Raw genomic sequence first — 23,853 nt, 5'->3', positions numbered from 1 at the left:
TCCCCTGGCTCAATTGCTCGACGCTTCGCCGCGCCACGCCGCGAAGTTCTTCTGGTCTTCCGAGCCCTCGAAATCCAGGCTGTCGCGTGCGGGATCGACTTCGTAGTAGTCCAGAACAGCCGCGAGCGGATCGAAGCCTTCACTCGACGGATCAACACCGGGCTTGAAACAGTTTCCCTGGTAGATCTGATGCACAGGCAGCCAGGCCTGTGTGTACTTCTGTGGCTCGTCGTCGAATATCTCCTTGCAGTGATCGCTGCAGAAGTGGAACTTGTTGCCGAGGTAATCCGATTCGCGCGCACAGATCTTCGTCGCGTCGCCGGGCTCGGTGAACAGCATCGGCACCTGGCAGATCTGGCAAAGCATGGGCAGCGTCTTGATGTAGAAGCGGTTGCCGGCCTCGGCCTGCTCGCGCCAATAGTCGAAGCGCGGCCGGTAATGGCGATCGAACGTGTCCGGATAATGCGAAGCGAGCCACTTCATCTCGTCTTCCTTCGGCACCCACGTATGGAACGGCGCGGCCGCGCCGAAGCTGTAGAACGTCGCCCATGCCTGGTGGCTGATGTGATCCTTGCCTTCGCAAGCGTCCTTCCACCCCTTCGGCTCGCGGATGCCATAGCGCGCGAGATCCTTGAAGAGCGCGCCGCCGTTCTGCTCGGCGTACATTTCCCAGGCTTCTTTCCAGCTCATCACGCGCTTGGGCTGCATGTAGTCCATCATCATCGCGACGAGCGTGAGCAGCCGGTAGCCGCGCCAGAACCACTTGTCGATCCATTTCTGCACGATCGGCACGTTGCCGGGGTCCTGCTCCAGCATGAACTTGATGCACTCGATGCCGAGCGTCATGTGGCGCGACTCGTCCGACTGTGCCGAGAAGCCGAATGTGACGGTCGACATGTCGCCGTTGTACGCCGCGCCGGACATGAACGGCACGAACAGCAGATTGGTCAGCACATACTCGAACGAAAAGCTCACTGCGGTCAGAAATTCGAACGGCCCGGCGGTGGAAGCGTCCTCGAAGAACGACTTCGGCACGGACAGGTACCAGACACGGTCGAACCAGTGGTTCGTGTGGTGCATGCCGTTGAAAAACCGGTTGTACGTCGAGAGCGCGTGCGTTTCGGTCTGGTAGTGGCGCAGCTCGTCGATCGACTGCATCTGGCAGGCGACGCGCGCACCCTCGCCGGTGAAGTTCCGGCCGACGTGCGCAAACCCGCGGTACGCGTAGTATTCGAGCGGTGTCACGCCCTGGATGAACAGCTTCAGCGCGTTGACGTAGCGCGCGTCCGTCACGCCGAGAAAGGCGTTGTTCTGCGTGAACGCATCGATCACCGCGTAGAGCTTCTTCTCCTTCTCGCCCTGGTATTTCCAGTACGCGTCCATCGTGAGGCGGAACGGGTCCACCCACTGATCCCAGTCGTGAATCTTGATGCCTTCGTAACGGTCATACGGAAAGACCTTTTCCATCGGCTGATACGTGGTCTCCCAGCCGAGGCCGCGGGTCATCGCGGCATAGCGTTCCTTCAGGCCGAGCTTTTTCTTCAGCACTGGCGTGTCCATGCGTGTCTCCTTCATGGGGCGGCGTTCGACGCACCGCGTTTAATATTTCCAGCTGAGCGTGAACTGGTCGTCGTCTTCGTCGACGTGGCCGGAGATCGTGATCAGGTTGACGTGAATCTGCTGCAGGTCGAAGCGGGCGCCGGTCAGGTCTTCGATCGTCTGGCGCCGGATCGTCAGGTGCCCCGGCGCGTCGATCTTCACCATGCCCGGCGACTCGACGGCCACCGCGTTCGGGTTGTCCGATAGAATCGCCTCGACGACGGGCCTGGATTCCTCATTGGCTTGAAATGCAATGAATACGTTGGACATGCGTTTTCCTTCGGTGAGGTCGGTCAGGTCAGATCAGGTCGCGCATTACTGCCGGGCAATGCCGAGCTTCGCGAAACGCGCGCGAAGCTGCCCGCGCGCCTCGTCGAGCGCCGCATGGGCGTTGTTCTTGAACGCCAGTCCGGCGACGGGCAATAGCGCCGCGGCAGCCTGCTCCTCCCAGTGGTGCGCCCAATGCGTCAGGCACGCGAGGTTGTCTTCGGATTCGGCGGCCATCGTCTTGACGACCGCATCGACCCACCGGCTCGATTCGTCGTACCACTCGGGCATGAACGCGGTCAGCATCGCAATCGCGGAGCCGTTGTTCAGCGCCACATGTTCGTCGACGAAACGGTCATAGACGAGCGGATACAGCAGGCCGTCGAGCGCGAGGTTCTGCGCGACGAATAGCTCGACAGGGTCGTCGATTACGAAGGTATCCTCAACATATCGACGCAGCGCCTGCCACGCCGGATCCGCGAGCCATGCGGACTTTGCGTCATCGAGCATGTTCGGGCCGGACACGGAGACCGCGAGGCGCGTGAGGTACTGTGCGATGCCGAGGTTGTCCATCGCATGGAACATCGCGGGCGCGGTGAACGCGGTGCCGTAGCCAAGCGCGCAGATCTGCGAGTTGTTCATGTTCGCGCCCCAGGCGGCGTGGCGCAGCGGCACCAGCACGGCGAGCGCCTGCGCTGCGAGCGCTGCCGGGATCAGATCGGCCATGCCGCGCGACTCGACGAATTCGAAGTTGGATTCCATCGTGTCCTGCTGGCGCGCGCGCGTCGTCGTCCACGACGCGTAATAGAACTGCCGCGGGTCCTTCAGTGCGTACCAGTTCGACATGACGATCGCAGTGCGCGACGTATCGAACAGGTCGTGGTCGGGGTCCCACGTCGGGCGATAGTGGAAGTTGGCCGTGGGCTGCGAGCCCATGGTGCCTTCCAGGTAGCGCGATGCCGTCTTGCCCTCGCCGACGTACTGCGCGACGTGCGCATAGTTGTGTCGCAGCGGCTTGATGTCCACTGTCTTCAGATCGATGGTCACTGCGTGCTCCTCCCGGTCATGGTTTCGCTCGACTCGCCGAGCCGCGAGACGTTTTGCGCAAGGCAGAATTCCTCGAATGCGGCGAGCGGCAACATCAGTTCGACGCAGAGTTCCGGCTGTCCCACCGAGAATTCGAACTCGACGAATCCCCGGTCGTTGATGCCGGTCACCTTGACGAATCTGCGGCCTGGATCGAACGGGTCGTCTGCTATCTGTCTGTGCATGGCTGTCTCCTCCAGTGCGCGGTACTCAATGCACCATCTGTGCCATGCGGCGAGCATTCCCGACAAAAATCTCGATAATTAAGGGTAAGCACCGATCTCCGAATGCCGATCCTGCAGCGCAATACTGGTTAACCAGATCTGCTACAGCTCAAAATCACCCCGCCCAAACAGTTGATTTGCAGCGGGTTTTCATGATTTGATCAACGCATTCGGGCGCGTTTCACGAAATCATCAAACGCCACCCACATCGCTGCTCAAATGATGGGAAATTACAAAATCTCGATGGAGACGATATGACACGGCCCGAACTACCCCCGTTGCCGGCCGACGCCGATCTGCGCAAGCTGATCCATTTTTCGGCCAGCGACGGCCGCATCTGGCTCGCCGGGCAGCGGATGGTGCTGATCCATGCCGCGGCACTTGGCGCGCTGCGCCGCGAGCTGATGGAAAGCGTCGGGCCCGTCGAAACGCGCCGGATCTTCACGCGCGCCGGCTTCGCGGCGGGCGAGCGCGATGCGAATCTCGCGAGAGAGATTCGTGGCAACGCGTCGCTTTACGAAATGTTCGCGGTCGGTCCGCAACTGCACATGCTCGAAGGCGCGGTCCAGGTCACGCCGATCCGCTTCGAGGCCGACCCGGATACCGGCCGCTTCTACGGCGAATACCGCTGGGAGCACTCCTGGGAGGCAGAAGTGCACAAGCGCAGTTTCGGGCCGCAGACGCAGCCCGTGTGCTGGATGCTGATCGGCTATGCGTCCGGCTACACGAGCGCATTCATGGGCCGCACGATCCTGTTCAAGGAGACGTCATGCAGCGGCATGAACGACGCGCATTGCCATATCGTCGGCAAGCCGCTCGATGAGTGGCCGGACGCCGCCGAGCTGTCGTCGTGGTTCAAGGCCGACTCGCTCCTCAACACGATTCGCGACCTGCAGACCGAAGTGGAATCGCTGCGCCTCGAAATCGCGCCCGACGCGGACAAGACCCGCCTCATCGGCCGCTCTCCCGCGTTTCTTGCCGCCTATGACCTGCTGCAGATGGCGGCCCCGACCAGGGTCACGGTGCTGCTCACCGGCGAGACCGGTGTCGGCAAAGAGCGCTTTGCGCGTGCGCTGCATGCGCTCAGTCCGCGCGCATCCGGCCCGTTCGTCGCGGTCAATTGCGCGGCGATTCCGCATGCGCTGATCGAATCGGAACTGTTTGGTGCGGAGAAAGGCGCCTACACCGGTTCGCAGGCCGCGCGCGCCGGACGCTTCGAGCGCGCCGAAGGCGGCACGCTTTTCCTCGACGAAATCGGCGAGCTGCCGCTGGAAGTGCAGGCCAAGCTGCTGCGCGTGATTCAGGAAGGCGAGGTGGAGCGACTCGGCTCGACCAACAACCGCAAGGTCGACGTGCGCCTCGTTGCGGCGACGAACCAGGATCTCGCGCGGGCAGTGCAGGACGGCCGCTTTCGCGCCGACCTGTATTACCGGATCAACGTCTATCCGGTCATCATTCCGCCACTGCGCGCGCGCCGCGACGACATCGAGCCGCTCGCGCAGGCCATGCTCGAACGTTTCGCGTCGCTGCACGGCAAGCCGGTGCCGGCGCTCACCGATCACGCCTGCGAAGCACTGCGCGAGTACGCGTGGCCCGGCAACGTGCGCGAGCTGGAAAACATCGTCGAGCGCGCGGTGATCCTGTCGCGGCCGAACCGCGAGGTCGATTCGAAGGATCTCTTCCCCGGCATGATCCTGCCGGAGGGTGCAACGATCGATCGCAAGGGGCAAATCCAGGAGAGCCGCGCCGCGCACTTCGACTGCCATGCACTGCTCGACCGGCTTCAGGACTATGGCGGCGGCCTCGAAGGTCTCGAGCGCGCGCTGCTGCACGAGGCTGTGGACCGCGCGAACGGCAACCTTTCCGCTGCCGCGCGTCTGCTCGGCATCACGCGTCCGCAACTCAGCTACCGACTCGGGCGCAAGCAGAATCAGGAGGATCAAGCGTGAACCTGTCACCGTCGATCGAATCACTCGCCGCCGACGTCTCCCCACTGCTCGCCGACGACGCGGCCGGGACGCACGCCCGCACGCTCGGCGAGCAGGCGTATCACCAGTTGCGCCAGCACATCATCGAGGGCCGCTATCCGCCCGGCACGAAGCTGCGCGTCGAGCACCTCAAGGACGTTTATGGAGTCGGCGCCGGCACGCTGCGCGAAGCGCTTACGCGACTCGTCAGCGACGCGCTCGTCGTCGCCGAGGGACAGCGCGGCTTTCGCGTCACGCCCATGTCGATCGCCGATCTGGAGCACATCACGCAGTTGCGCATCCTGATCGAGGTCGACGCACTGCGCGAATCGGTCCGGCGCGGCGATGCCGCCTGGGAACAACGTGTGCGCCAGAGCTTCGAAGCACTTTCAGCATGGGAACAACCGGTATCGATCGAAAAACGGTCCGCCTGGGAGCTTCACAACCGGCGGTTTCACGAGGAGTTGATCTCAGCCGCTGCAACGCCCTGGACGTATCTGATTCTGCGCGTGCTGTCCCAGCACGGCGAACGCTACCGGCGAGCGTGCATCGGCCTCGAAAACTCGAATCGCGACCTGCATCGCGAACACGCGTGCATATTCGAAGCAGCGATACGCCGCGCCGATGCACGCGCCGCGCTCGCGCTCGAAGACCACATCAGCACGACGCTCACGACCATGAGGCAAGCGCCGAAAGGCGCTGTTCCGTTCGACTAAAGCCGGGATGCGGGTGGTCATGCCGGAACGCACTAACGTCGCAATCGAGACTGCGGGTGATTAACGGCACTGGAAGGATCATGCGGGAAAGCGCATCCAGCTTTCGTTGGACCGTCGCACAGGAATACCGCCGCAAGGCGGGATACCGTCTATGTTAGCCATGTCGAAAACAGGCAGTGGGTATCCGGGTAAGACCATGGTCGTTAGCGATCCCTTAGCCTTGCTGAGCGGTTCCGGTAATACATCACGAACTGCTCACCGACCTCAGGGAGGGCTCGCTGCAGCCCGACGATGAGGCAATACAACCTTTAAAGAAGAGGCAATGCACTATGTGCATACTGACGGTAAACTCTAATCAACAAAACAATGTGTTTTCGAACAGTACTACGCAAAACGGCGCTGGCCATGGTAGCCAAGGGCGTGGCAATCGAGACGGCAGCCAGGCGTTCACGGCTTCACAGAGCAGCTTTCTTCAATCCATGAACCAGGGCCAGTATGGCGCAGGCACCGGTGCGTATTGGAGCAGTACCCAGGTGTCCCAGCAGAGTTTCACTGCTTCACAAAGCGGCATGCTTCAATCGTCCAGCACGGGCCGGGGCGGCGCGGGCAATGGTGCAGGCGGGAACAGTTCTCAAGGAAGCGATCCGCAGTCCAACTCTACTTCTTTCTTTGGAAAGCTCAAAAATGCCATAGGTTACGCTGCTGAAGGGCTTCACTGGGGTGCTGAAAACCTGATTTCGGCCTCTGGGCTCGGGCCGATTTTCCAGACGTTCGACAAGCCGGTAATCCACAATCTTCTGTGGAGCCCTATTGCCCGTTTGACTGGCGTTCCCGTCGATTCTCACCCGCCTGGCATCGCATGAGAATGCCGCCAGGTTTTTAAAAAAATGCGAAATCGAATCATGAAATCATGAATCTCTGATTCGCCGTCGGCCATTTGATCCCTTGACTGCAAATTCAAGGGATTTTTCTTTTTGGTGACACGAGTCCATGACGCAAGCGTCCAAAGGAACTGTTCCGTTCGATTAGCGCCGGGATACAGATGATCGGTTCAAGTGCAGCCGGGCATCGACGACTCGAGTTCACCCGTAACACAACGCCATCAACCGGATGATCAGGAAGACAGACTAGATGCGTGCAGGCGTCAGCCCTTCGACGACGGCTTCGAAGCCGTCAGGGCAGCCGCTCGCCGGAGAATTGAGGTGGAGTCTCGCGCCAGCGGCCTGGGCGATGGCGTTGACGATTGCGAGGCCCAGGCCGCTTCCCGTGGCCGCCGTGGCACCACGTTCGAACGGTTCGGTGAGGCGCGCAAGTGTGTCAACCGGCACAACCGGTCCGCGATTGGCAACGCTCAACCGTCCATCTGCAGAGAGCACGACGCGAACGACCTCTGATTCCCCGTGCCTGATCGCATTCTCGATCAGATTGCGCACGAGAATCGCAAACGCATCCGGGTCGATCCGCGAGTCCACTTCCTGCTCGGGCAGCGTCAGGAAGATGCGATTGGATTGATCAGCACGACGAATATCCTCAACCACGATTCGCAGAACCGGCCGAAGATCCTGTGGGACATCGGCAAGAATGTGCGCCCCCTCCGCACGCGCGAGTTGCATCAGTTTCTCGCTTAGCCGGGCAAGTGTGCGCAATGAAGTCTCAACCGTTCTGGCACGTTCTTCGAGCTGCGAGCCTTGCGCCTCGGCGATGAGGCGCTGCGTCTGCGCAAGCGCAGCTGCAATCGGCGTGCGAAGCTCGTGCGCACTATTGGCCGTGAAGCTGCGCTCGGCAGTCAGCGCACGACCCAGCCTGTTCATCAGCTCATTAACTGAGTCCGCTACCGGTTCGATCTCGGCGGGCAATCCTGCTTTGGAAAGCGGACTCAGGTCGTCGCGGCCGCGACCGCCGATGCCTTCGCAGAACCGCCGGATCGGCCGCAGCCCCGAGCGGACCATCAGCCACGTACCGAGCAGCCCCAGCGGGACGAGCAGCAGCAAGGGCCGCAGAACGGCAAACGCGGCCACAAGACCTGCTCGCTGGCGACTGACCAGCGGCTCGGCAATCAGAAGCGTCACTGTCCCCTGAAGCACGGTCTCTGCGTAAATCCGGTGCGTCGGCGTCGAGCGGAACCCTGACGTCAGCCCCGGCGGAAAGATCGCGGGGTTTGCGTCATGCGATTGCAGAATCATATTTCCGGCCTGATCGCGGACGATATAGGTCAACAGCTCGTGGTGCGCGCGTACGGCGGCGATCCGTTGCTCGTCGCCGGGTTGCCGTTCCACGTCGACGATGTCCATCACGGCGAGCGGCACGAGCCGCTGAGCGGTCTCCTGCAACGCACTATCCGACATGCGGTCGATTTCCCCGCGCAGCACGTGAAATACCGCGAACGCGGCAGCCAGAGAGAAAACGATCAGGCCAGCCGCCAACAGGACAGCCATACGTGCCTGCAGGCTGCGCGGCATCATCGATCGTTGCGCAGCCGGTAGCCAAGGCCGCGTATCGTTTCGATCAGGTCGGCGCCCATTTTCTTGCGCAGCCGGCTCATGTGCACTTCAATCGTATTGCTGCCGATTTCGTCGCTGAACGAATAGAGACGCTCCTCCAGTTGCGCCTTCGAAAGAATGCTGTCCTGCCGCTGGATGAGCGCTTCCAGCAGCGCCCATTCGCTTGCCGTGAGCGAAATGTCCTGGCCATCGCGCTTGATGCTGTGGGCGGCGAGATCGATTTCGAGATCGCCCAACGTGACGAGCGGATTCGGATTGCCGCTGTACCGGCGCGCAACAGCGTTCACGCGCGCCGAGAGTTCGGAGAGGTCAAAGGGCTTGACGAGGTAGTCGTCCGCACCGGCATTCAATCCTGCGATGCGGCTGGTGACCTGATCGAGCGCCGTGAGGATGATGACGGCAACCGTCGAGCCACGCGCGCGCAGTTCCCGCAAAAAGTCGATGCCCCTACCGTCGGGCAGCATCAGGTCAAGCAGGATCAAATCGTAGTTGGCGGCCTGCTCGTAGCGCCGCGCGTCGCCAAGGCTGCCGACACAGTCGGTCGAATGTCCGTCACGCGTGATCTGATCTCTGACGGCTTGTCCGAGCAAGGGGTCGTCCTCGACAAGCAGCACTCTCATGCGTTTTCCCGATGATGTTTATCCAGCACTCTGCTACGCGAACCTTACGCCGGGATTAAGAAAAAATCGCGCGTTCGCAAGGTTGGCTTCAGCCAGGTGCGGCATCGTGAAGCCTGTCACGACGAACCGGAGATTCACCATGCCCCCTCGCCCGCTTCGCTATGCCCTCGCGATTGCAGCCATTGTCGCAGTTTCCGCCATGGGTACGCGAATTGCCCTGGCGGACGAGCACTGCAACGTGCCGCTCGCGAACTGGAAGCCGGTCAAGGATCTCGATTCCCTTGCGAGATCGCAGGGCTGGAACGTCGACAAGATCAAGACGGACGACGGCTGCTATGTGATCCGTGGAACCGATCGCGACGGTCGTCGCTTCAAAGCCAAAGTCAATCCCGGCACGCTCGAAATCATGCGGATGAAGTCCGGTGACGACGATGACGGGCACGGCCGGCATCGCTGGCGAGGGGAGCACGGTGCCGAACGCGGGCGCGGTGCTCAGTCGGCCACGCCGGGCAGCACGGCCGGCGACGGGGCCAGCGGCGCAGCACCGGCAGGCGGCGTGCTGACCCCGGGAACGAGGCCACAGGTCCAGATTAACTAGCGCTGGCAGGTGCCGCCAAGGCATCCCCATCGCGTCCCGCTCGCCCCGGCGATCCGGCACCCCACACCCATCGCCACTACCCACGAGGCTGATCATGACAGTGAAATACGCCATCCCGGCGGCCGCGCTGGCTGCCGCGCTCGCCGTGCCTTCGATGGCATCGGCGCGCCAGGTCACATTTGAAACCCAATTGAGCAATTACGGCGGCGACGGTGCCTATGTGGTCACGTATGTGACGGATCGCGCAGGCCGTTACAAGGGCACGCTATGGATGGCGGGTGACAAGGCCAAGTACTACAAACACTTGCGCGACTGGTACCGAATGTCAGGCGGCGGAGCCAAAGTCGATGGCATCACTGGAGCAAGCGTCGGCGCCGGCAAAACCCTGCGGGTTACGGTGGACATCGCCGATGCGCTGATCGATGCGGGCTACGAGGTGCACATCGACACGGCTGCGGAGAAGATGAGCGAGAACCCGTCCGAAGTTGTCGTTCCTCTGACGACGTCCGGGACGGCGAAGCCATTCAAGGGACGTGGCTTCGTGAAGTCGTTTCGCTATACGTTGTGAGAGATGCCATGCTGCGCAAGCTTCACTCGCTTCCCGGGATATTCGCTGCACTCTTGCTGATGGTGGTGGCGCTTTCCGGCGCCGTGTTATCGGTCAAGCCGGCGCTCGACCAGGCAGGTGCCGCGCGCGTGACCGGGCCGCTGGATGTTGCAACGCTCATCGCTCGCGTTCAAACCCACTACCCCGGGCTGGACAAGATCGTGCGCAGAGCCTCGGGCGAGATCGTTGCCTCTATTTCGTCGCCCGACGGCAATGCTGCCCTGCGGATCGACCCGGCAACTGGTACTAGCATCGGCCCGGATGCGCCATCGCCGGTCATGCGATGGGTCGCCAACCTGCATCGCAAACTGCTACTCGGTGATGCGGGGCGTGTCGCCACGGGTATCACCGCGGGTTTGATGCTGCTCCTGTGCGTTTCAGGTGTCGCGTTGCTCGCACGGCGCATGGGAGGATGGAAACATCTGTTCGATCGCATTCGAGGCACCGGCCTGCAACGCGTGCATAACGAAATCGCGCGCGTGGCGCTGCTCGCACTCGCGCTCTCGGCAGGGACAGGTCTGTTGATGTCTTTGACGACCTTCGGGTGGATTCCCGAACGGGTCACGGCCGAACTCCCCTACCCCAGCACCGCAGGCACGCTGGCGCCGCTTCCTGTTGGACAGGTAGCCGCGCTTCAGTCGCTCGATGTGAGCGCGTTGCGCGAACTGACGTTGCCCGCGCCGGGCAGTCCGGAAGACGTGTATGCCGTCACCACGACAAAAGGCACCGGCTATATCGATCCATCGTCCGGAGCATGGCTCGCCTGGCAGAACAACGACGCGTGGCAGCGCTTCCAGGGGACCGTGCGCATGCTGCACACCGGCCGGGGGCTCTGGTGGCTGGCGCTCGTGCTCGGATTGGCCAGTGCCAGCGTGCCGGCACTCGCGGTCACGGGCGTAGCGTTGTGGGCAAAGCGTCGTGGAGCAATGCCCAAAATCGCCGGCAACGCGAGTCCGCGTGAAGCCGACACGATCATTCTTGTTGGCAGCGAAAACAACGCGACCTGGGCGTTCGCTGCAGCCGTTCATCAGGCACTGACCCGTGCCGGTTTTCGCGTCAACATCGCCTCGATGAACGAAGTACGTTCGGGCTATCGTCGAGCCGCGCGCCTCATTGTGCTGACTTCGACATACGGTGACGGAGATGCGCCGTCGAATGCAACGCAGTTCATGCGTGCCATCACCCATTCGCGCTTCGACGCTGTCACGCGATTCGCCGTCCTCGGATTTGGCGACCGGCAATTTTCGAGTTTCTGCGGCTACGCACAAAAGGTGCATGACGCGCTACTGGTAAAAGGTCTGCAGCCGCTGCTGGAATTGGGAACGATCGACCGTCAGTCCGAGAGCGCCTTCACGCAGTGGATGGCGCAACTGGGCACCGTTCTCGGCGTGACACTTGACGCGCAATACCGCCCAACGCTTCCGCGAACGATTTCTCTCGAAGTTGTCGAACGCGATGATTACGGATTCGGCACCGACCGGCACGCCTGCGTGTTGCGTCTCGCGCCAGATCCGAAGCTGCGGTCGCCATGGCAGAAGGTGTTCGGCCAGCGCCTGCCCCCCTTTGAGCCAGGCGACCTGGTTGGCGTCGTGCCGCCGGGGCACACGGTTCCGAGATTCTATTCGCTGGCCAGCGCCTCGGGAGACGGGATTCTCGAGTTCTGCGTGCGCAAGCATCCGCACGGCGTGTGCTCGGGGTATCTAACCAGCCTTGAGCCAGGCGACCGGGTTGCGGTCTTCGTTCGCAGAAACGAGCACTTCAAACCGGACACTGGTGCGACCCCGCTCATTCTGATTGGCGCGGGCACAGGCATCGGCCCCCTGGTGGGGTTCATCCGGCAGAACGAGGCGCGTCGCCCTATGCATCTGTATTTCGGTGCGCGAAGCAGCGACGGAACGTTCCTTTATGAAAATGAATTGCAGCGCCTCGTAACCGCCGATCGACTGACCGCGTTGACGACGGCGTTGTCGAGCCCTTCCGAAAAGACCTACGTGCAGGAGCGGCTTCTTGCCGATTCGGCGAAATTGAGCGAACTCGTGGCGAAAGGCGCGCATGTGATGGTGTGCGGCGGCCGCGACATGGCCAAAGGGGTCGCGAATGCGTGGGAACGCATTCTGGCGGGCTCCGGCGTAACCGTAAGCGAGATGAAACTGCGAGGAAGCTACGTTGAAGACGTCTATTGACTCATCAGGTGCGTGCGACCTGGACCGGCATGTATTCAGCGGCGCTACCATGGCGACACGTTACAGCGCGCAGTGTTACGCGCCTGCGAAGACGGACCTCGTTTCGCTGCGCACCGACCTCGACCTGGCCGTGAAAAGCGTAGACGACGAAATGTCGAACTGGAAAGACGCATCGAATCTTACGCGCCTGAACCAGGCTGCCCCCGGCCATTGGGTGCCGATATCCGGAAACCTCGCGCGCGTGCTGATCCGTGGAATCGAAATCGGCCACGAGACGGGCAACGCCTTTAACATCGGCATTGGCGATGTGGTCGATGCGTGGGGGTTTGGTCCTGGGACTCGCGATCGGACGGCATGCCCGAATCGAGCGGCACCACGCCCGCTTCGCCCCGCCGACGAATGGCTCGAAGTGGACGCAAACGCGCGCCGCGCTCGCAAGCACGCGAGCATGACGCTCGACCTGTGCGGCATCGCGAAAGGCTTCGCGGTCGACGAACTCGGTCGGGTGATGGATCGTCACGGCATTGGCAACTGGCTCGTCGGGATCGATGGCGAGATGCGGGCAAAGGGCATGAAGCCGTTGAATGCAATGTGGGCGGTCGCCATCGAACGACCCGAATCTATGCACAGGGAAGCGATGGCCGTGCTGGAACTCACTGACGTCGCAATCGCGACCTCAGGTGATTACCGGCACTGGAAGGACCTTGAAGGAAAGCGTATCCACCATACGGTGAACCCGCGCACAGGTACACCGCTGCAAGGCGGGATAGCGTCTGCGACAGTCCTCGCGCGTACGTGCATGGACGCCGACGCGTACGCAACAGCGCTCATGGTCCTTGGTGAAGACAAGGGCGTGCAGTTTGCCCGAGACAAGCAACTCGACGCGCTCTTTATCATGCGCGAGGGCGAAGAACTGAGGACAACGGGTACGGGCTGCTTCGCGGCAAGTTAGTTCACGGTACGCCATACGACTCCGGCGCAACATTCCGGACTTTCCATCAAGGCGTCACGCCTGCCAACTGATCGATACGCACCGCGACATACGGATAAAACGGGTTCCACGACAAGCGCGTAAACATCCCCGCACCCACAACGAGGCCACCGGTCTCTCCCCGAATCGATTGCGCACCAAGCTGAATACCCACATCGTCGTTCGGATCAGGCGTTCGACCGTACAGCGGATCCGTCTCCGGAAACGGAAGTGCCACGTGCGACAGCGAATAGATATCCGCTGGATAATCGAGACCGGTGGGTTTAATTGTCGTGACCGTCGAGTTCGGTGCCATCGACTCCTCGACCACATGCGATGACGTAGACGACGCGTTGGTAAGGACCGTAAAACGGTAGTGGAGTGGTGGCGCGGGAGTGAGACGGCGCAGCGCATCGCGTATCGATGCACGCATGAGCGGGCTCAATTGTGTCGTGTGATTGATATCGAAGAGAACAAGCTCGCTGCCTTTGTCAGGCAGTTGTGCGTATAACGAATCGATTATCGCGCTTGTGATAACGGTGAAATCGATCACTGACTGAAAGGTAAGCACGGGCGGCAGCGACGCGAGCTGCCCGCGCCGGTTCGCCTGAGCTATTTCCCGCTGAACGTCCTGAGTCACCCGCCACGACTGGCGCGCGCCATTCACCGGAAACGAGTTGTACTTGAACGGATTGAATTCCGGAATGACATCGAGCCATGCTGCCTTTTCGAAAGCCGGCAGGATCGCTGGCAACGCCGCCAGGCCCGCAAAGCGCGCGAATTGAGTAATGCCTATCATCGGCGAAATCAGGATGAGGCGGTCTGCACGCGCCAGGCGCGGATCTCTCAAAGCTTCGAGCGAGTATTCAAGCGCCAGTGCGCCTCCGTTGGAATAGCCCACGATATGCAATGGTGCAGGTGCCGGCACGCGGCGGCGGGCCTCTCGTACGGCGAGACGCGTGGCCGCCTCCCAGTCCTTGGCGGTCACGTCGGTCAGACTTGCAGGGACCGTCCCGTGACCCGGCAAACGAATCGACACCACGAAGAAACCATCGTGCTGATAGCGCGCCGCGATGTGTCGCAAGCTGTACGGCGAATCGGTCAATCCGTGAATCATCACCGCAACCCCGCGCGGCGTTCCTTCTGGGGCGAGTGTGTATGAGCGGTTCCAATCGGTCTTTAAGTGACCCGGAAAAACAGGGCTGCCGGTGAAATAGCGATTGGCGGCGACGCGATCGCCCGGCACCAACTTATCGGAGACGTTTTTTCTGACCTCATCGAACAAGCGGTTTTCATGGGCGACGTAATCGTCCCACGTCGCCTGATCCAGCGCCCGAGCATGCATTTCCGCCGGGACGTAGGTATGCCACAGACCCAAAGGCGGCTTGCGCTGAGCGTCATGAATCCGCACCCCGCCTATGCTCGCGACTACCAGAAGCAAGACGATCGCGAGCCGCTTGATCCATCGGAAAACACTTGTTTTCATTTTGAAGTCCAGCGCTATGCGCACGAGCATTCGCCACTGCTTCCGGACGGCCTGAAATAATCGGTAACAGGGTTACTTTCGCGACACCGGTCAGATCGCCACGTAGCATCCTTCTACTGAAAATGGTTGGCCACGAGACGAATTCATCGCATTGTCCGCGTTGGTAACATGTAGTGTTTCGATCGATATTGCCCTATTACACCTTGTAGACAGGGTACCGAAATTGATTTGTTTTCTCTCGCTGCTATGATCAAAAAAGTTCATCCAGTCTTCCTGGCAACCGCCGGTGACCGCGCATCGCGAGAACTGACATGAAACCTGTCCTGCTGGCGCTAACCCTGCTCTGCGCTTCTACGTGCTGGGCACAAACAAGCGGTTCAGCTCCTTCATCACGGCACGAGGAAACCGTCGACGACCGCGTGAAGGAACTGCACTCCGAACTCAAGATTACGCCGGACGAAGAGGCAAAGTGGGCGAAAGTGGCCGATACCATGCGCAACAACGCGAAAACCATCGATGACCTGCTCACGCAACGACATGACGGCGCAATGAAGGCAACGGCAGTCGAAAACCTGCAATCGTGGAACGCGATCGCCCAGGCGAATGCGGAGGGCAGCAAGGCGATGCTCGACGCGTTCTCCGAGCTTTACGCCGACATGCCCGATTCGCAGAAGAAGATCGCGGACACCTCTTTCCGCCCTGTCGAGGGCCACACGAAATGACCGCGCGCGCAGTACAGCAGGGAGCCCGCGACGCACCGGACACTGACTCCTGAAACGGAGGCACGACGATGAATCAGCGCGTGTTGAGGTCAGCCTTCCTCCCTGCTCTCGTGGTGCTGTGTGCCATGCACACGGCACAAGCCCGTGTGAACGTCCACGTGGGCATTGGTGTTCCCGGGGTGTTTTACGCGCCGCCGCCCCCGGTTGTCTTCGTGCGTCCCCAACCCTTCTGGCCGCCGCCTGTTGTTTATACCCGGCACGGCTTTTCTCCCTGGCATCAGCCGCCGCGATTTGCGGGCCCACGGCACGCTCCGCATCCCGGCTGGAGACCGCCGCCGCGCTGGCGTTAGTGGCGTTAGTAGCGTTAGGCAGCGCGCGGCGATGATGTGCTCGGGGCGCCGTGTGTTGCATCGACCGGTTGAATTCGCATCTTGCGTTGGCCGCTGCGGAGCCGACAGTGGTCACGAGCATTAGCTGCCGACACCTGCCCGATCAAGCCGTCTTCGCCGGTTGCAGCTTCAATATTCGCGCAGACCGTATCGAACACGACGACAACGTCAAGCACGATGATCTGAATTGCCGCGATGAACCTCACCACCGTGTTGACGGCACCACCTGCGTCGTACGACGAAGATTGAGGAAATGAAAGGCACGGCCCGTGCAAACGCTGCGCTGGGTGTTGATGATGCGTTGGGAAAAGCCCGTGACTGCGCGCATCGTTGACATCGGACCAATCGGCGTAAGCCAACCTGTTTGCCAACGATCTCCGCCTTCGCGGAAATGCTTTAATCGTGCCATCCAATGGTCACACGAACTTTTCTACCGGATAACTGATTGTGATCTTTGAATAAATGCCGCCGCATTCTTTTCATCAGCTATCTGCCGAATGCCCTTTAACACCACAATCTGGCTCTATTTTTTAGTGACGATTTTGTCGCAATCGCTTTGATGTGTTCAGTTAAATACCGCCCGCAATGTCCTGCGCTTGCAGCCGCACCCGATCTGAACTCCAGTCGACACTGCTGACGCGATGACTATTCAGGTCCATATCAAACGACGTAGGGGGAACTTGACGGCGGCTTGCATTCGCTATGCAGCATGAAACGCCGGTGGGGATTCACGTACGTTAGCGTATCTACGATCAACCGTTTCTATAGACGTAAGTTGGTGGGCCAACACCATCCCTGCTTCCAGGTGTCGCCAGTTTGATCCTTCTGAATTGCGAATACGCCGACCGTCGCGGACGGCGATGCAATCCGCTTCAACATCGACTGCGCAGTGTTTCCAAACAAGTTTCGCGTATGGTCGGGGACAGCAATTACGTGAAATAGTCACGGGAGTGGCATAACGTAAACTCCTTGAAGTCAGAATTCCCTCTACTACTATTGAGAGACAGTTCACATTTCTGGATTCACTGTATTTGGATTTTGAGCTACTCCTGCCACGTATAAGGGCATGCTCACGCGGTCGGCTAACACGGTTTCTACGACGTTCCTGCGTCCACGAAACAACAGGTCAAGAACTACGTCATTCACCTTCCCGCCTCAGGAGATCAGGTCATGAAAAAGCAACTCGCCGTTTCTGCCATCGCTGCGCTCATCATCGGAATCTCATCGCCAGCTTTCGCGCAAGACAACTCCGGCGGCGACCAAAGCCAGGGGACAGGTCGCCAGCAGGTCATGCCGACCATGCCGCACAACGACTGGCACGAAGGCGAGCGCGTCCCTGCAAAGTATCGTCACTACAACTTCGTCATGAATGACTGGAAGTCCCACAATCTGGACGCTCCGGCACATGGCCAACAATGGCTTGCGGTAAATGGCGACTACGTGCTCGTGGCGAAGAGCAACTGGAAGATCGCGAAGATCGTCTCCGGTGCCCAGTGATCCAGCGTGCCGGGAAGTAAAGTTGTGAACACGCGTAGCCATGCATTTCGCCGGTCTATCGTAGATAGCTCCGGCCAGACGATCGACGGCGACCTGGTTAATCTACCGGGTCGTCGACGCCCTCATTCCGATCGGTCGGCCAGTCAACCCGAACGTCAACGCAACAAGCAGCGCGCAACGTTGAATCCAATGCCCACGTTTCTGCGGGACGCGCCTGTAATCCGCTGAGCGCAGTCGTTGAAGTGGGCGATCAGCAGACAAACGCTCCGGGCATTGCTGATCGGTGCGACCAAAGGGTACGCAGATTGCGCGCCGATACGTCCGCAAGTCAGCTGACGCGTCCTGCTCAGGGTAATTGTGATCTCGCAGACATCCGGGTACGGTCATAGTCGAATTCGGATATCGAAAAATAATATGAAAAATCGCGCTATTTTCTCCCTCATCAGCTCGACGCTTCTAGTAATAGCAGGAGTTGCCTGTATCCTTTTACTACTGGTTTCCACATCGATGATCGGTACGCCTTTCATCGCGATGATTCTTTTGATTTGTGGCTTCCTGCATGCTTTAAATCTGTTTTCCGCTCAAGGCTGGAAAGCGATCGCAAAGAAGGTCCCGGCAGTCCTTGTACCGATTCTCATCGGCATCCTGATTCTGGTGAATAGTGGCGTCCGCGCGCGCGGCCTTACCGTGATGCTCATGATCTCTTTCGCTCTCGATGGCTTCTTCAAGATCATCGCTTCGATCGGGAATGAGATGAAGATAAGCGCTATCGGCCTCGTAGGTGCTGGTCTGTCGTTTTTGCTCGCTATATTTATCGCCGCAAAATTCCCGAACATGCCGTTACCGCTGCTAGCGTTGTTTCTCGGCCTGGATCTCATTTCAATGGGCGTTGTGATTTTCGCCGAACGAGAGCAAACAGGCAGACGAGCGTGACAATACCAGCGGGCGGCGCGCCGTATTGACCGGCGTGCTGCGATATGAACGTTCGTAACAGGTAGAGGTTGCGCGAACGTGGGGTCGCGAGATGTCGCCGGAAGTGAGCAACGAATCGCCGCCACGCGTGGAGGCTGCGCGAAAACTATTCGGATCTGCACATAGCTCGCCGAGCGCTACCGACCATGTACGGAAACGCAGCGGCCCCCGCGACATGCAGCCGGGGGGCACTCAGAGTACCGACCGATCAGGACGACGCTGCAGCCCGTACGTCGAACGCACCGCCCGTTTGCACGTTACCGGCTGTCGTCACGGCCTTCTTGCCCGGCAACAGCGGAAAGACAAGCTCGGCGAAACGCCATGCTTCCTCGAGGTGCGGGTAACCGGATAGCACAAAGCGCTCCGCACCGAGGTCGGCGTATTCGCGCAGCCGCGCCGCGACCGTTGCGGGGTCGCCGACGAGCGCCGTACCCGCTCCGCCGCGCACGAGACCGACACCGGCCCACAGATTCGGGCTGATTTCGAGCTGGTCGCGCCGCCCGCCGTGGAGTTCTGCCATACGACGCTGGCCGACGGAGTCCATGCTTGCGAAATTCTGCTGTGCGCGCGCAATGTCCTCGTCCGTGAGCTTGCTGATCAACGCATCGGCGGCTGCCCACGCCTCCTCATTCGTCTCGCGGACGATGACGTGCAACCGCACGCCGAACCGTACCGTGCGGCCATGGCGCGCAGCACGTTCACGAACATCCGCGAATTTTTCCGCGACGGCTGCAGGCGGCTCGCCCCATGTAAGATACGTGTCGATGTGCTCGGCCGCGATTTCGTGCGCTGCCGGCGACGATCCGCCGAAGTAAAGCGGCGGATGTGGCTTCTGAACAGGCGCGAGGAAGTTCCGGGCTTTTTCGACGCGGATATGCTGGCCATCGAAATCCACCGGCTCACCCTCGAACAGTTTTCTCCACACCGTGAGGAATTCACTCGCATGGGCATAACGTTCGTCATGCGAAAGAAAAATTCCATCTGCGGCAAGCTCGGCTGCATCGCCGCCCGGCACGACATTCAGCAACAACCGGCCGCCGAGCGCCTCATCGAGCGTGGCCGCCTGGCGTGCGGTGGCCGTCACATTGCCGAGCGACGTGCGCAGCGCTACCAGAAGCTTGATGCGCCGCGTGACCGGAGCAAGGCTTGCCGCTGTCACCCAGGGATCGAGGCAGCTGCTTCCGGTGGGAATCAGCAGACCGTCGTAGCCAAGCTCCTCGGCGGCCACCGCGATCTGGCGCATGTACGCATTGCTCGGCGCACGACCGGAGTCGGATTTTCCGAGGTATCGCGTGTCGCCTGAAGTTGGCAGAAACCAGAAGATGTCGAGACTCATGATCGCTTACTCGAATAATGGATGTCGTAAACTTACGTCGGGGGGAAAGGCTAGTGGCAATTACAGCAGGTGACACGCGCGCGCCCAACCAATTAACGGGAAGTAGCTTATTCCCGCACGGGGGATGCCTCACCAGACGGGCTTGCGGGGTCTGTGCAGGTTACGGCGCGGGGTTCATTGCGGGCTTACTGACTTCTGCGCCGAAGTCGTGCGGCGACACAATTTGGGCGGAATCGTCGTGGTCGTCGCGCACCGCACCTACGAACTCGTGAGATGAGCTGTGCCCGTGACGATGAAACCGCGGATGCTCTCGCAGGCGACTCTGGGAGACATCGCGGCTCGCGCAGCCGTGTGATCACAGCCGATCATGTGAGCGCCGTTGCGGATACGTGTGGAGTGACCGGTGTGTAGCCAGTTAAGGGTCGTTCCACGCCCCCGACGGGATGGCACACGGTTTCAGAAAAATGCTGGGTGTTGTGGGCGTCGAGCACATCGGCCTCGGCGCGGATATACCCGGCTTCATCGCGGTGCCGGTATTCCGTAGCTACGAATAGTTGCAGCTTTTGGGTGCTGCGCTTCTCGCGCCAAGAGACCGGGAAAATGCCCGTAGGCAACTATCGGCGCGTATTTGAGGCTTCGCGGGGCTGAACGCGCGCAATAAAATGGTGCTCGTGGTTTAGATACGCAGCGGACCGTCGATTTCAGTCCGAACGCTCACCCTGAAGAAATTAACGCGCGAATTGAACACCCAACGCGCGGAACCACCATCTCTCCCATTCACCTGACGCCCAAATGATTTCGCCGACCAGACCCTGTCCAATCAGGACACGGATCTGGCCGGCGACAAAAGAGCGCCTAAAAACGCTTAAGGCTGCGCTGCGTAGTACTTCGCGAGACTGTCGATCTCTTCGGGACGCAGTTGCCGCGCGACGTTGCGCATCTGTTCGTCAATGTCGTTGTGCCGGTTACCGGCAGCGAACGAGCGCAGTTGCGTAGCGAGATACGGCGCGGACTGCCCGCCAAGCCAGGGCGCAGCACCCTTGCGGTCGAGCACTCCATGGCACGCGGCGCAAGGAGCGATATTGCGTATCGGCGCACCCTGCATCGAAAGCACGCGAGCCACGCTGTCGTCATGCCCGTCCGCGGCCGTCGCCTGCACGACGCGTGATTGGCTCGAATAGTACTCGGCGACATCGTGCATATCCTGGTCGCTCAGGCTGGCGATGATCGGCTGCATGATCGCGTTCTGCCGCGCCCCGCTCTGGAAATCACGCAGTTCCTTGTAAATCACGTCCGCGTACTGGCCGGCAAGGAACGGCGCCGTGACTCCGGCCGGGCTTTGCACGCCGTGGCACATCGAGCAACGCTGCGTGGCGAGCGTGGCGCCGCGTCCACTCGATACAGCGTTGACGCGCGCGATGCCCAACGGCGGCAGCACGACGACATTGCTCGGCGGCGCGTCAGCGACGTTGTCGCCGCCCTTGTACCACGACGACGGCGCACCCGCCGCGCTGCAGATCGCCCCCCACAGGCCGTTCGCCGTGAAGTCGCTATGCACGGAGGGCAGCCAGACGAAGCCGACGAGAATCGAGAGGATGGCAATCAGAGCCGTCCCGCCGGCGCTCACGACAAACCACGGATTGCGAAGGCTGAACAGGCGTTCTTCTTTCATCGCTGTGCTCCCACCGGAACCGCCGGGACCGAAGTCTGCGGCAGAAACAACAACTGCGCGATAGGCACCGAGTAGTTGACGACGGTAAGGCCGATCATCAAGGCAACCCACAGGCCGAAGCTGTTAAGCGCTACCGGTACGCGCTCGACCGGATACGCACAGGTGGCGAACTCGAACGGTGCGGGCGCGTGTTCCGTGCGGCTTGCGGAACCGAACTGGGCCTTCGCAAGGATGTAGACAAACAGCGCACCGGAGATGACCAGCACGATGCCGCCGATAGCGGAAATCGCCACCCAGATCGCCTGCGGTGCAATGGCGGGATCCGTGTAGTCGTAATACGCCATGCGACGCGGCGCGCCGAGCAGACCGACATAGTGCCAGGGGAACGTCAGCACGATCATGCCGATGAACCACAGCCACAGTTGCGTGCGGATCAGCTTTTGCGAGCCAAGCGTGCGGCCCGTGAGTTGCGGCCAAAGCTCGTAGGCAATCGCGAAGTACATGATCACGATCGCACCGGCGAAGATCAGGTGGAAGTGACCGGTGACCCACTGCGTGTTGTGAATCGTCGAGTTGAGCTGGTAGCTCATGTTAATGAGCCCTCCCGCGCCGCCGAAGCCGAGCATGATGAACGAGAGCGCGATGACGAGCATCATCGGATTGCTCCACGGCAGCGCGGTAAGCCAGCCGAACAGGCCCTTGCCGCCGCGCAGGCGACCCGCGATCTCAACCGAAGCGCAGATCGTAAACACCGTGAGCAGCGTCGGCACCGAGACCATCGCCGTGAACACCGCGTGCACGAACTTGAATCCGGCACCAACCTGCGGATCGGCAAACAGGTGGTGAATGCCGATCGGCATCGCGAACACCAGGAACATGATGAATGCGATGCGGGCCATCGAGTCGCTGTAGAGCCTGCCGCCGATCGCGCGCGGCACGATCGTGTAGTAGGCGATGTAGGCCGGAATGAGCCAGAAGTACACGATGGCGTGCAGCGTCCAGGAGAACAGAACCCGCGCGAGGCCCGCATCGATGGTCGATTTCAATCCGAACGCCACCGGCAGGATCTGGAACAGGATCTCGAGCGCCGCGCCCACAGCAGTCCAGGCCCACAGGTAAGCGCCGGCCACATTCGCGAACATGGCGAGCGGGATCGGCTTGCCCGGATTGGCGCGCTTCCACGCACGCAGGTTCACGTGCATCAGCGCAACCCAGATCCACGAGCCGACCACCACCAGCACCACGCCGAGGTAGTAGAACACGCTGCCGATCATCGGCGGATAGAACGTGAAGAGCACCGAGGCGCGGCCCATCGCAACGGGCACCAGCGCCATCACGGCGCCGACTGCCAGCATGAAGAAGGCCGCCCATGCCCATTTGAGTCCGATGAGACGCTGCTTGAGCGCGAGCTCACAGATGGCGTAGCCGAAGCCCATCGCGACGAGCGTCGGCAGCGCATAACCCATGATGGTGCCGTGCCCCGTCACAGAACGGTAGTAGAGCTCTGGATTGCCTACCCACGACATCAGTGGGCTGCGCACAAGCATCTGCCACGCGCCGAGCAGAAGTGCGACGAAGAACGTGACAAAGGCGAGCCAGAAATGCGCGAGAACGAGCCGCTTAGCGAGAAACACAGCTGAGCCTCCGGGAGTGGCGGGCGGCCTCGAAGAACGTGGCCTTGTCGATAACTTTCACGTGAGCCCACATGGTTTGATGACCATAGCCGCAGTATTCGTGGCACGGCATCAGATGTTCACCGGGCTTCGGGAAGACGGTGTTGAGCGTCGAGACATAGCCCGGCTCGATCATGGTGTTGATATTCGTCTCCATGACCTCGAGGCCGTGCACGACATCGGCGCTCGTGGTGCGCAGCGTCAGCGGCGTATCAGCCGGCACCAGCAGGCATTGCGGCGTGAACGAATATTGCTGGGCAATGAAGCGCACCGTGACGGAGCCGTCTTTTTCGACGGCGCTGCCGAGATTGGTCTCGACGAATTCGCCCGACATCTGCAACTTCGTCGGGTCGATCGTTTCCACGCGCGAGGGCGGCATCATCGCCGTGTGCACGCCGATGTAGATCATCATGCACACGAGCAGCAGAATCAGGCCGCCGGCGAATATCGCCCAGCGTCGCTCGACGCGCATCGCAACCGCGTGGGCATCGTGATTGGGTTGGTGCGGGGTTTCGGTCGACATGGTCAGCTGATAGTGCCGCGCGGCAGGAATATGAGGAAATAGAAGGCGAACCAGAGCGCGAATACGATCACGGTGGTCACAGTGGCCAGCGCGATCGCGCCACTCGGTCCGGCCGCGACGATACGCTCAACATCGGCGTTCGTCGCTGTGCCCTCGCGGTTGTCGTTGGTCTCCATCATGGGGCTCTCATTGAGGAGGTGGTGATACGAACCGATGCTCTGGTGCCGTGCGTCGAAGTGGTGCTC

23 protein-coding genes are annotated in these 23,853 nt (G+C 60.8%); 10 read left to right on the top strand and 13 right to left on the bottom strand.

Translation table 11 applies throughout. The features are described 5' to 3' along the window. Positions 1-9: 9 nt before the first annotated feature. From D1Y85_RS09895 to D1Y85_RS09880, 4 genes are read right to left on the bottom strand one after another with little or no spacing between them, the layout of a single operon-like run. Complete coding sequence (locus D1Y85_RS09895; protein WP_124150873.1) at positions 10-1,560, bottom strand: aromatic/alkene/methane monooxygenase hydroxylase/oxygenase subunit alpha; 1,551 nt, start codon at positions 1,558-1,560, stop codon at positions 10-12. Between the two features lie 39 nt (positions 1,561-1,599). Continuing rightward, positions 1,600-1,869, bottom strand: a complete 270-nt coding sequence (locus D1Y85_RS09890) for an MmoB/DmpM family protein (RefSeq protein WP_124150872.1) — start codon at positions 1,867-1,869, stop codon at positions 1,600-1,602. Between the two features lie 45 nt (positions 1,870-1,914). Next, complete coding sequence (locus tag D1Y85_RS09885) at positions 1,915-2,913, bottom strand: ferritin family protein (RefSeq protein WP_124150871.1); 999 nt, start codon at positions 2,911-2,913, stop codon at positions 1,915-1,917. Beyond that, positions 2,910-3,137: a phenol hydroxylase subunit gene (locus D1Y85_RS09880; RefSeq protein WP_124150870.1), complete on the bottom strand. Its 228-nt coding sequence runs from the start codon at positions 3,135-3,137 to the stop codon at positions 2,910-2,912. The genes D1Y85_RS09885 and D1Y85_RS09880 overlap by 4 nt, the downstream gene beginning before the upstream one ends. Before the next feature lie 293 nt (positions 3,138-3,430). Here D1Y85_RS09880 and D1Y85_RS09875 point away from each other — a divergent pair, with 293 nt between their 5' ends. From D1Y85_RS09875 to D1Y85_RS09865, 3 genes are all read left to right on the top strand, one after another. After that, a complete protein-coding gene (locus tag D1Y85_RS09875) occupies positions 3,431-5,125 on the top strand; it encodes a sigma-54-dependent Fis family transcriptional regulator (protein ID WP_124150869.1) in 1,695 nt (564 codons plus the stop codon). Continuing rightward, positions 5,122-5,859, top strand: coding sequence for a GntR family transcriptional regulator (locus D1Y85_RS09870; RefSeq protein WP_124150868.1), 738 nt, complete (start codon positions 5,122-5,124; stop codon positions 5,857-5,859). Before D1Y85_RS09875 ends, D1Y85_RS09870 begins: the two co-directional genes overlap by 4 nt. A gap of 329 nt (positions 5,860-6,188) precedes the next feature. Next, the gene (locus D1Y85_RS09865; protein WP_124150867.1) at positions 6,189-6,722 is read left to right on the top strand and encodes a hypothetical protein; all 534 of its coding nucleotides are present in this window, start codon (positions 6,189-6,191) and stop codon (positions 6,720-6,722) included. Positions 6,723-6,986: 264 nt separating this feature from the next. Here D1Y85_RS09865 and D1Y85_RS09860 read toward each other — a convergent pair whose 3' ends face one another. Both D1Y85_RS09860 and D1Y85_RS09855 read right to left on the bottom strand, forming a co-directional pair. Then, on the bottom strand, positions 6,987-8,318 hold the full coding sequence (locus D1Y85_RS09860; protein ID WP_124151046.1) for an ATP-binding protein: 1,332 nt from the start codon (positions 8,316-8,318) through the stop codon (positions 6,987-6,989). Beyond that, the gene (locus tag D1Y85_RS09855; RefSeq protein ID WP_124150866.1) at positions 8,318-8,980 is read right to left on the bottom strand and encodes a response regulator; all 663 of its coding nucleotides are present in this window, start codon (positions 8,978-8,980) and stop codon (positions 8,318-8,320) included. Before D1Y85_RS09855 ends, D1Y85_RS09860 begins: the two co-directional genes overlap by 1 nt. 106 nt (positions 8,981-9,086) lie before the next feature. On the opposite strand from D1Y85_RS09855, the gene D1Y85_RS09850 reads away from it, so the two are divergent. The 4 genes from D1Y85_RS09850 (at position 9,087) to D1Y85_RS09835 (ending at position 13,320) form a co-directional block, all read left to right on the top strand. Further along, positions 9,087-9,578, top strand: a complete 492-nt coding sequence (locus D1Y85_RS09850) for a PepSY domain-containing protein (protein WP_246024850.1) — start codon at positions 9,087-9,089, stop codon at positions 9,576-9,578. A gap of 100 nt (positions 9,579-9,678) precedes the next feature. Continuing rightward, positions 9,679-10,146 (top strand): DUF2271 domain-containing protein, encoded by a 468-nt coding sequence (locus D1Y85_RS09845; RefSeq protein WP_124151044.1) that lies wholly within the window; start codon positions 9,679-9,681, stop codon positions 10,144-10,146. An 8-nt stretch (positions 10,147-10,154) separates the two neighbouring features. After that, positions 10,155-12,368 carry a PepSY domain-containing protein gene (locus D1Y85_RS09840; RefSeq protein WP_124150865.1) on the top strand — a complete coding sequence of 738 codons (2,214 nt, stop codon included), beginning with the start codon at positions 10,155-10,157 and terminating at the stop codon, positions 12,366-12,368. 49 nt (positions 12,369-12,417) lie between these two features. Then, entirely contained in the window at positions 12,418-13,320 is a 903-nt protein-coding gene (locus D1Y85_RS09835; protein WP_124150864.1) for an FAD:protein FMN transferase, read from the top strand. A gap of 46 nt (positions 13,321-13,366) precedes the next feature. On the opposite strand, the gene D1Y85_RS09830 is transcribed toward D1Y85_RS09835, so the two are convergent. Then, positions 13,367-14,854 carry an alpha/beta hydrolase gene (locus tag D1Y85_RS09830; protein ID WP_246024849.1) on the bottom strand — a complete coding sequence of 496 codons (1,488 nt, stop codon included), beginning with the start codon at positions 14,852-14,854 and terminating at the stop codon, positions 13,367-13,369. A gap of 281 nt (positions 14,855-15,135) precedes the next feature. Here D1Y85_RS09830 and D1Y85_RS09825 point away from each other — a divergent pair, with 281 nt between their 5' ends. After that, entirely contained in the window at positions 15,136-15,546 is a 411-nt protein-coding gene (locus tag D1Y85_RS09825) for a Spy/CpxP family protein refolding chaperone (protein ID WP_124150863.1), read from the top strand. A 364-nt stretch (positions 15,547-15,910) separates the two neighbouring features. Here the strand turns inward: D1Y85_RS09825 and D1Y85_RS09820 are convergent, their stop codons facing one another. Beyond that, positions 15,911-16,306: a hypothetical protein gene (locus D1Y85_RS09820; RefSeq protein WP_185218945.1), complete on the bottom strand. Its 396-nt coding sequence runs from the start codon at positions 16,304-16,306 to the stop codon at positions 15,911-15,913. A 799-nt stretch (positions 16,307-17,105) separates the two neighbouring features. Between D1Y85_RS09820 and D1Y85_RS09815 the strand changes: the two genes are divergently transcribed. Beyond that, positions 17,106-17,432 carry an RcnB family protein gene (locus D1Y85_RS09815; protein WP_124150861.1) on the top strand — a complete coding sequence of 109 codons (327 nt, stop codon included), beginning with the start codon at positions 17,106-17,108 and terminating at the stop codon, positions 17,430-17,432. Positions 17,433-17,846: 414 nt separating this feature from the next. Further along, positions 17,847-18,365, top strand: a complete 519-nt coding sequence (locus D1Y85_RS09810; protein WP_124150860.1) for a hypothetical protein — start codon at positions 17,847-17,849, stop codon at positions 18,363-18,365. A 247-nt stretch (positions 18,366-18,612) separates the two neighbouring features. Here the strand turns inward: D1Y85_RS09810 and ssuD are convergent, their stop codons facing one another. The 5 genes from ssuD to D1Y85_RS26990 all read right to left on the bottom strand — a co-directional run bounded on the left by ssuD (position 18,613) and on the right by D1Y85_RS26990 (position 23,787). Beyond that, the gene (ssuD, locus tag D1Y85_RS09805; RefSeq protein ID WP_124150859.1) at positions 18,613-19,740 is read right to left on the bottom strand and encodes an FMNH2-dependent alkanesulfonate monooxygenase; all 1,128 of its coding nucleotides are present in this window, start codon (positions 19,738-19,740) and stop codon (positions 18,613-18,615) included. 865 nt (positions 19,741-20,605) lie between these two features. Continuing rightward, positions 20,606-21,412 carry a c-type cytochrome gene (locus tag D1Y85_RS09795; protein ID WP_124150858.1) on the bottom strand — a complete coding sequence of 269 codons (807 nt, stop codon included), beginning with the start codon at positions 21,410-21,412 and terminating at the stop codon, positions 20,606-20,608. Then, positions 21,409-23,046 carry a b(o/a)3-type cytochrome-c oxidase subunit 1 gene (locus D1Y85_RS09790; protein WP_124150857.1) on the bottom strand — a complete coding sequence of 546 codons (1,638 nt, stop codon included), beginning with the start codon at positions 23,044-23,046 and terminating at the stop codon, positions 21,409-21,411. The genes D1Y85_RS09795 and D1Y85_RS09790 overlap by 4 nt, the downstream gene beginning before the upstream one ends. Beyond that, the gene (locus D1Y85_RS09785; RefSeq protein WP_124150856.1) at positions 23,033-23,608 is read right to left on the bottom strand and encodes a cupredoxin domain-containing protein; all 576 of its coding nucleotides are present in this window, start codon (positions 23,606-23,608) and stop codon (positions 23,033-23,035) included. The genes D1Y85_RS09790 and D1Y85_RS09785 overlap by 14 nt, the downstream gene beginning before the upstream one ends. Before the next feature lie 2 nt (positions 23,609-23,610). After that, the gene (locus tag D1Y85_RS26990) at positions 23,611-23,787 is read right to left on the bottom strand and encodes a hypothetical protein (RefSeq protein ID WP_185218952.1); all 177 of its coding nucleotides are present in this window, start codon (positions 23,785-23,787) and stop codon (positions 23,611-23,613) included. Positions 23,788-23,853: the final 66 nt, after the last annotated feature.

Source organism: Paraburkholderia dinghuensis, from assembly GCF_003837865.1.
Taxonomy (GTDB): domain Bacteria; phylum Pseudomonadota; class Gammaproteobacteria; order Burkholderiales; family Burkholderiaceae; genus Paraburkholderia; species Paraburkholderia dinghuensis.
This window is presented reverse-complemented; position numbering and strand designations above follow the sequence as displayed.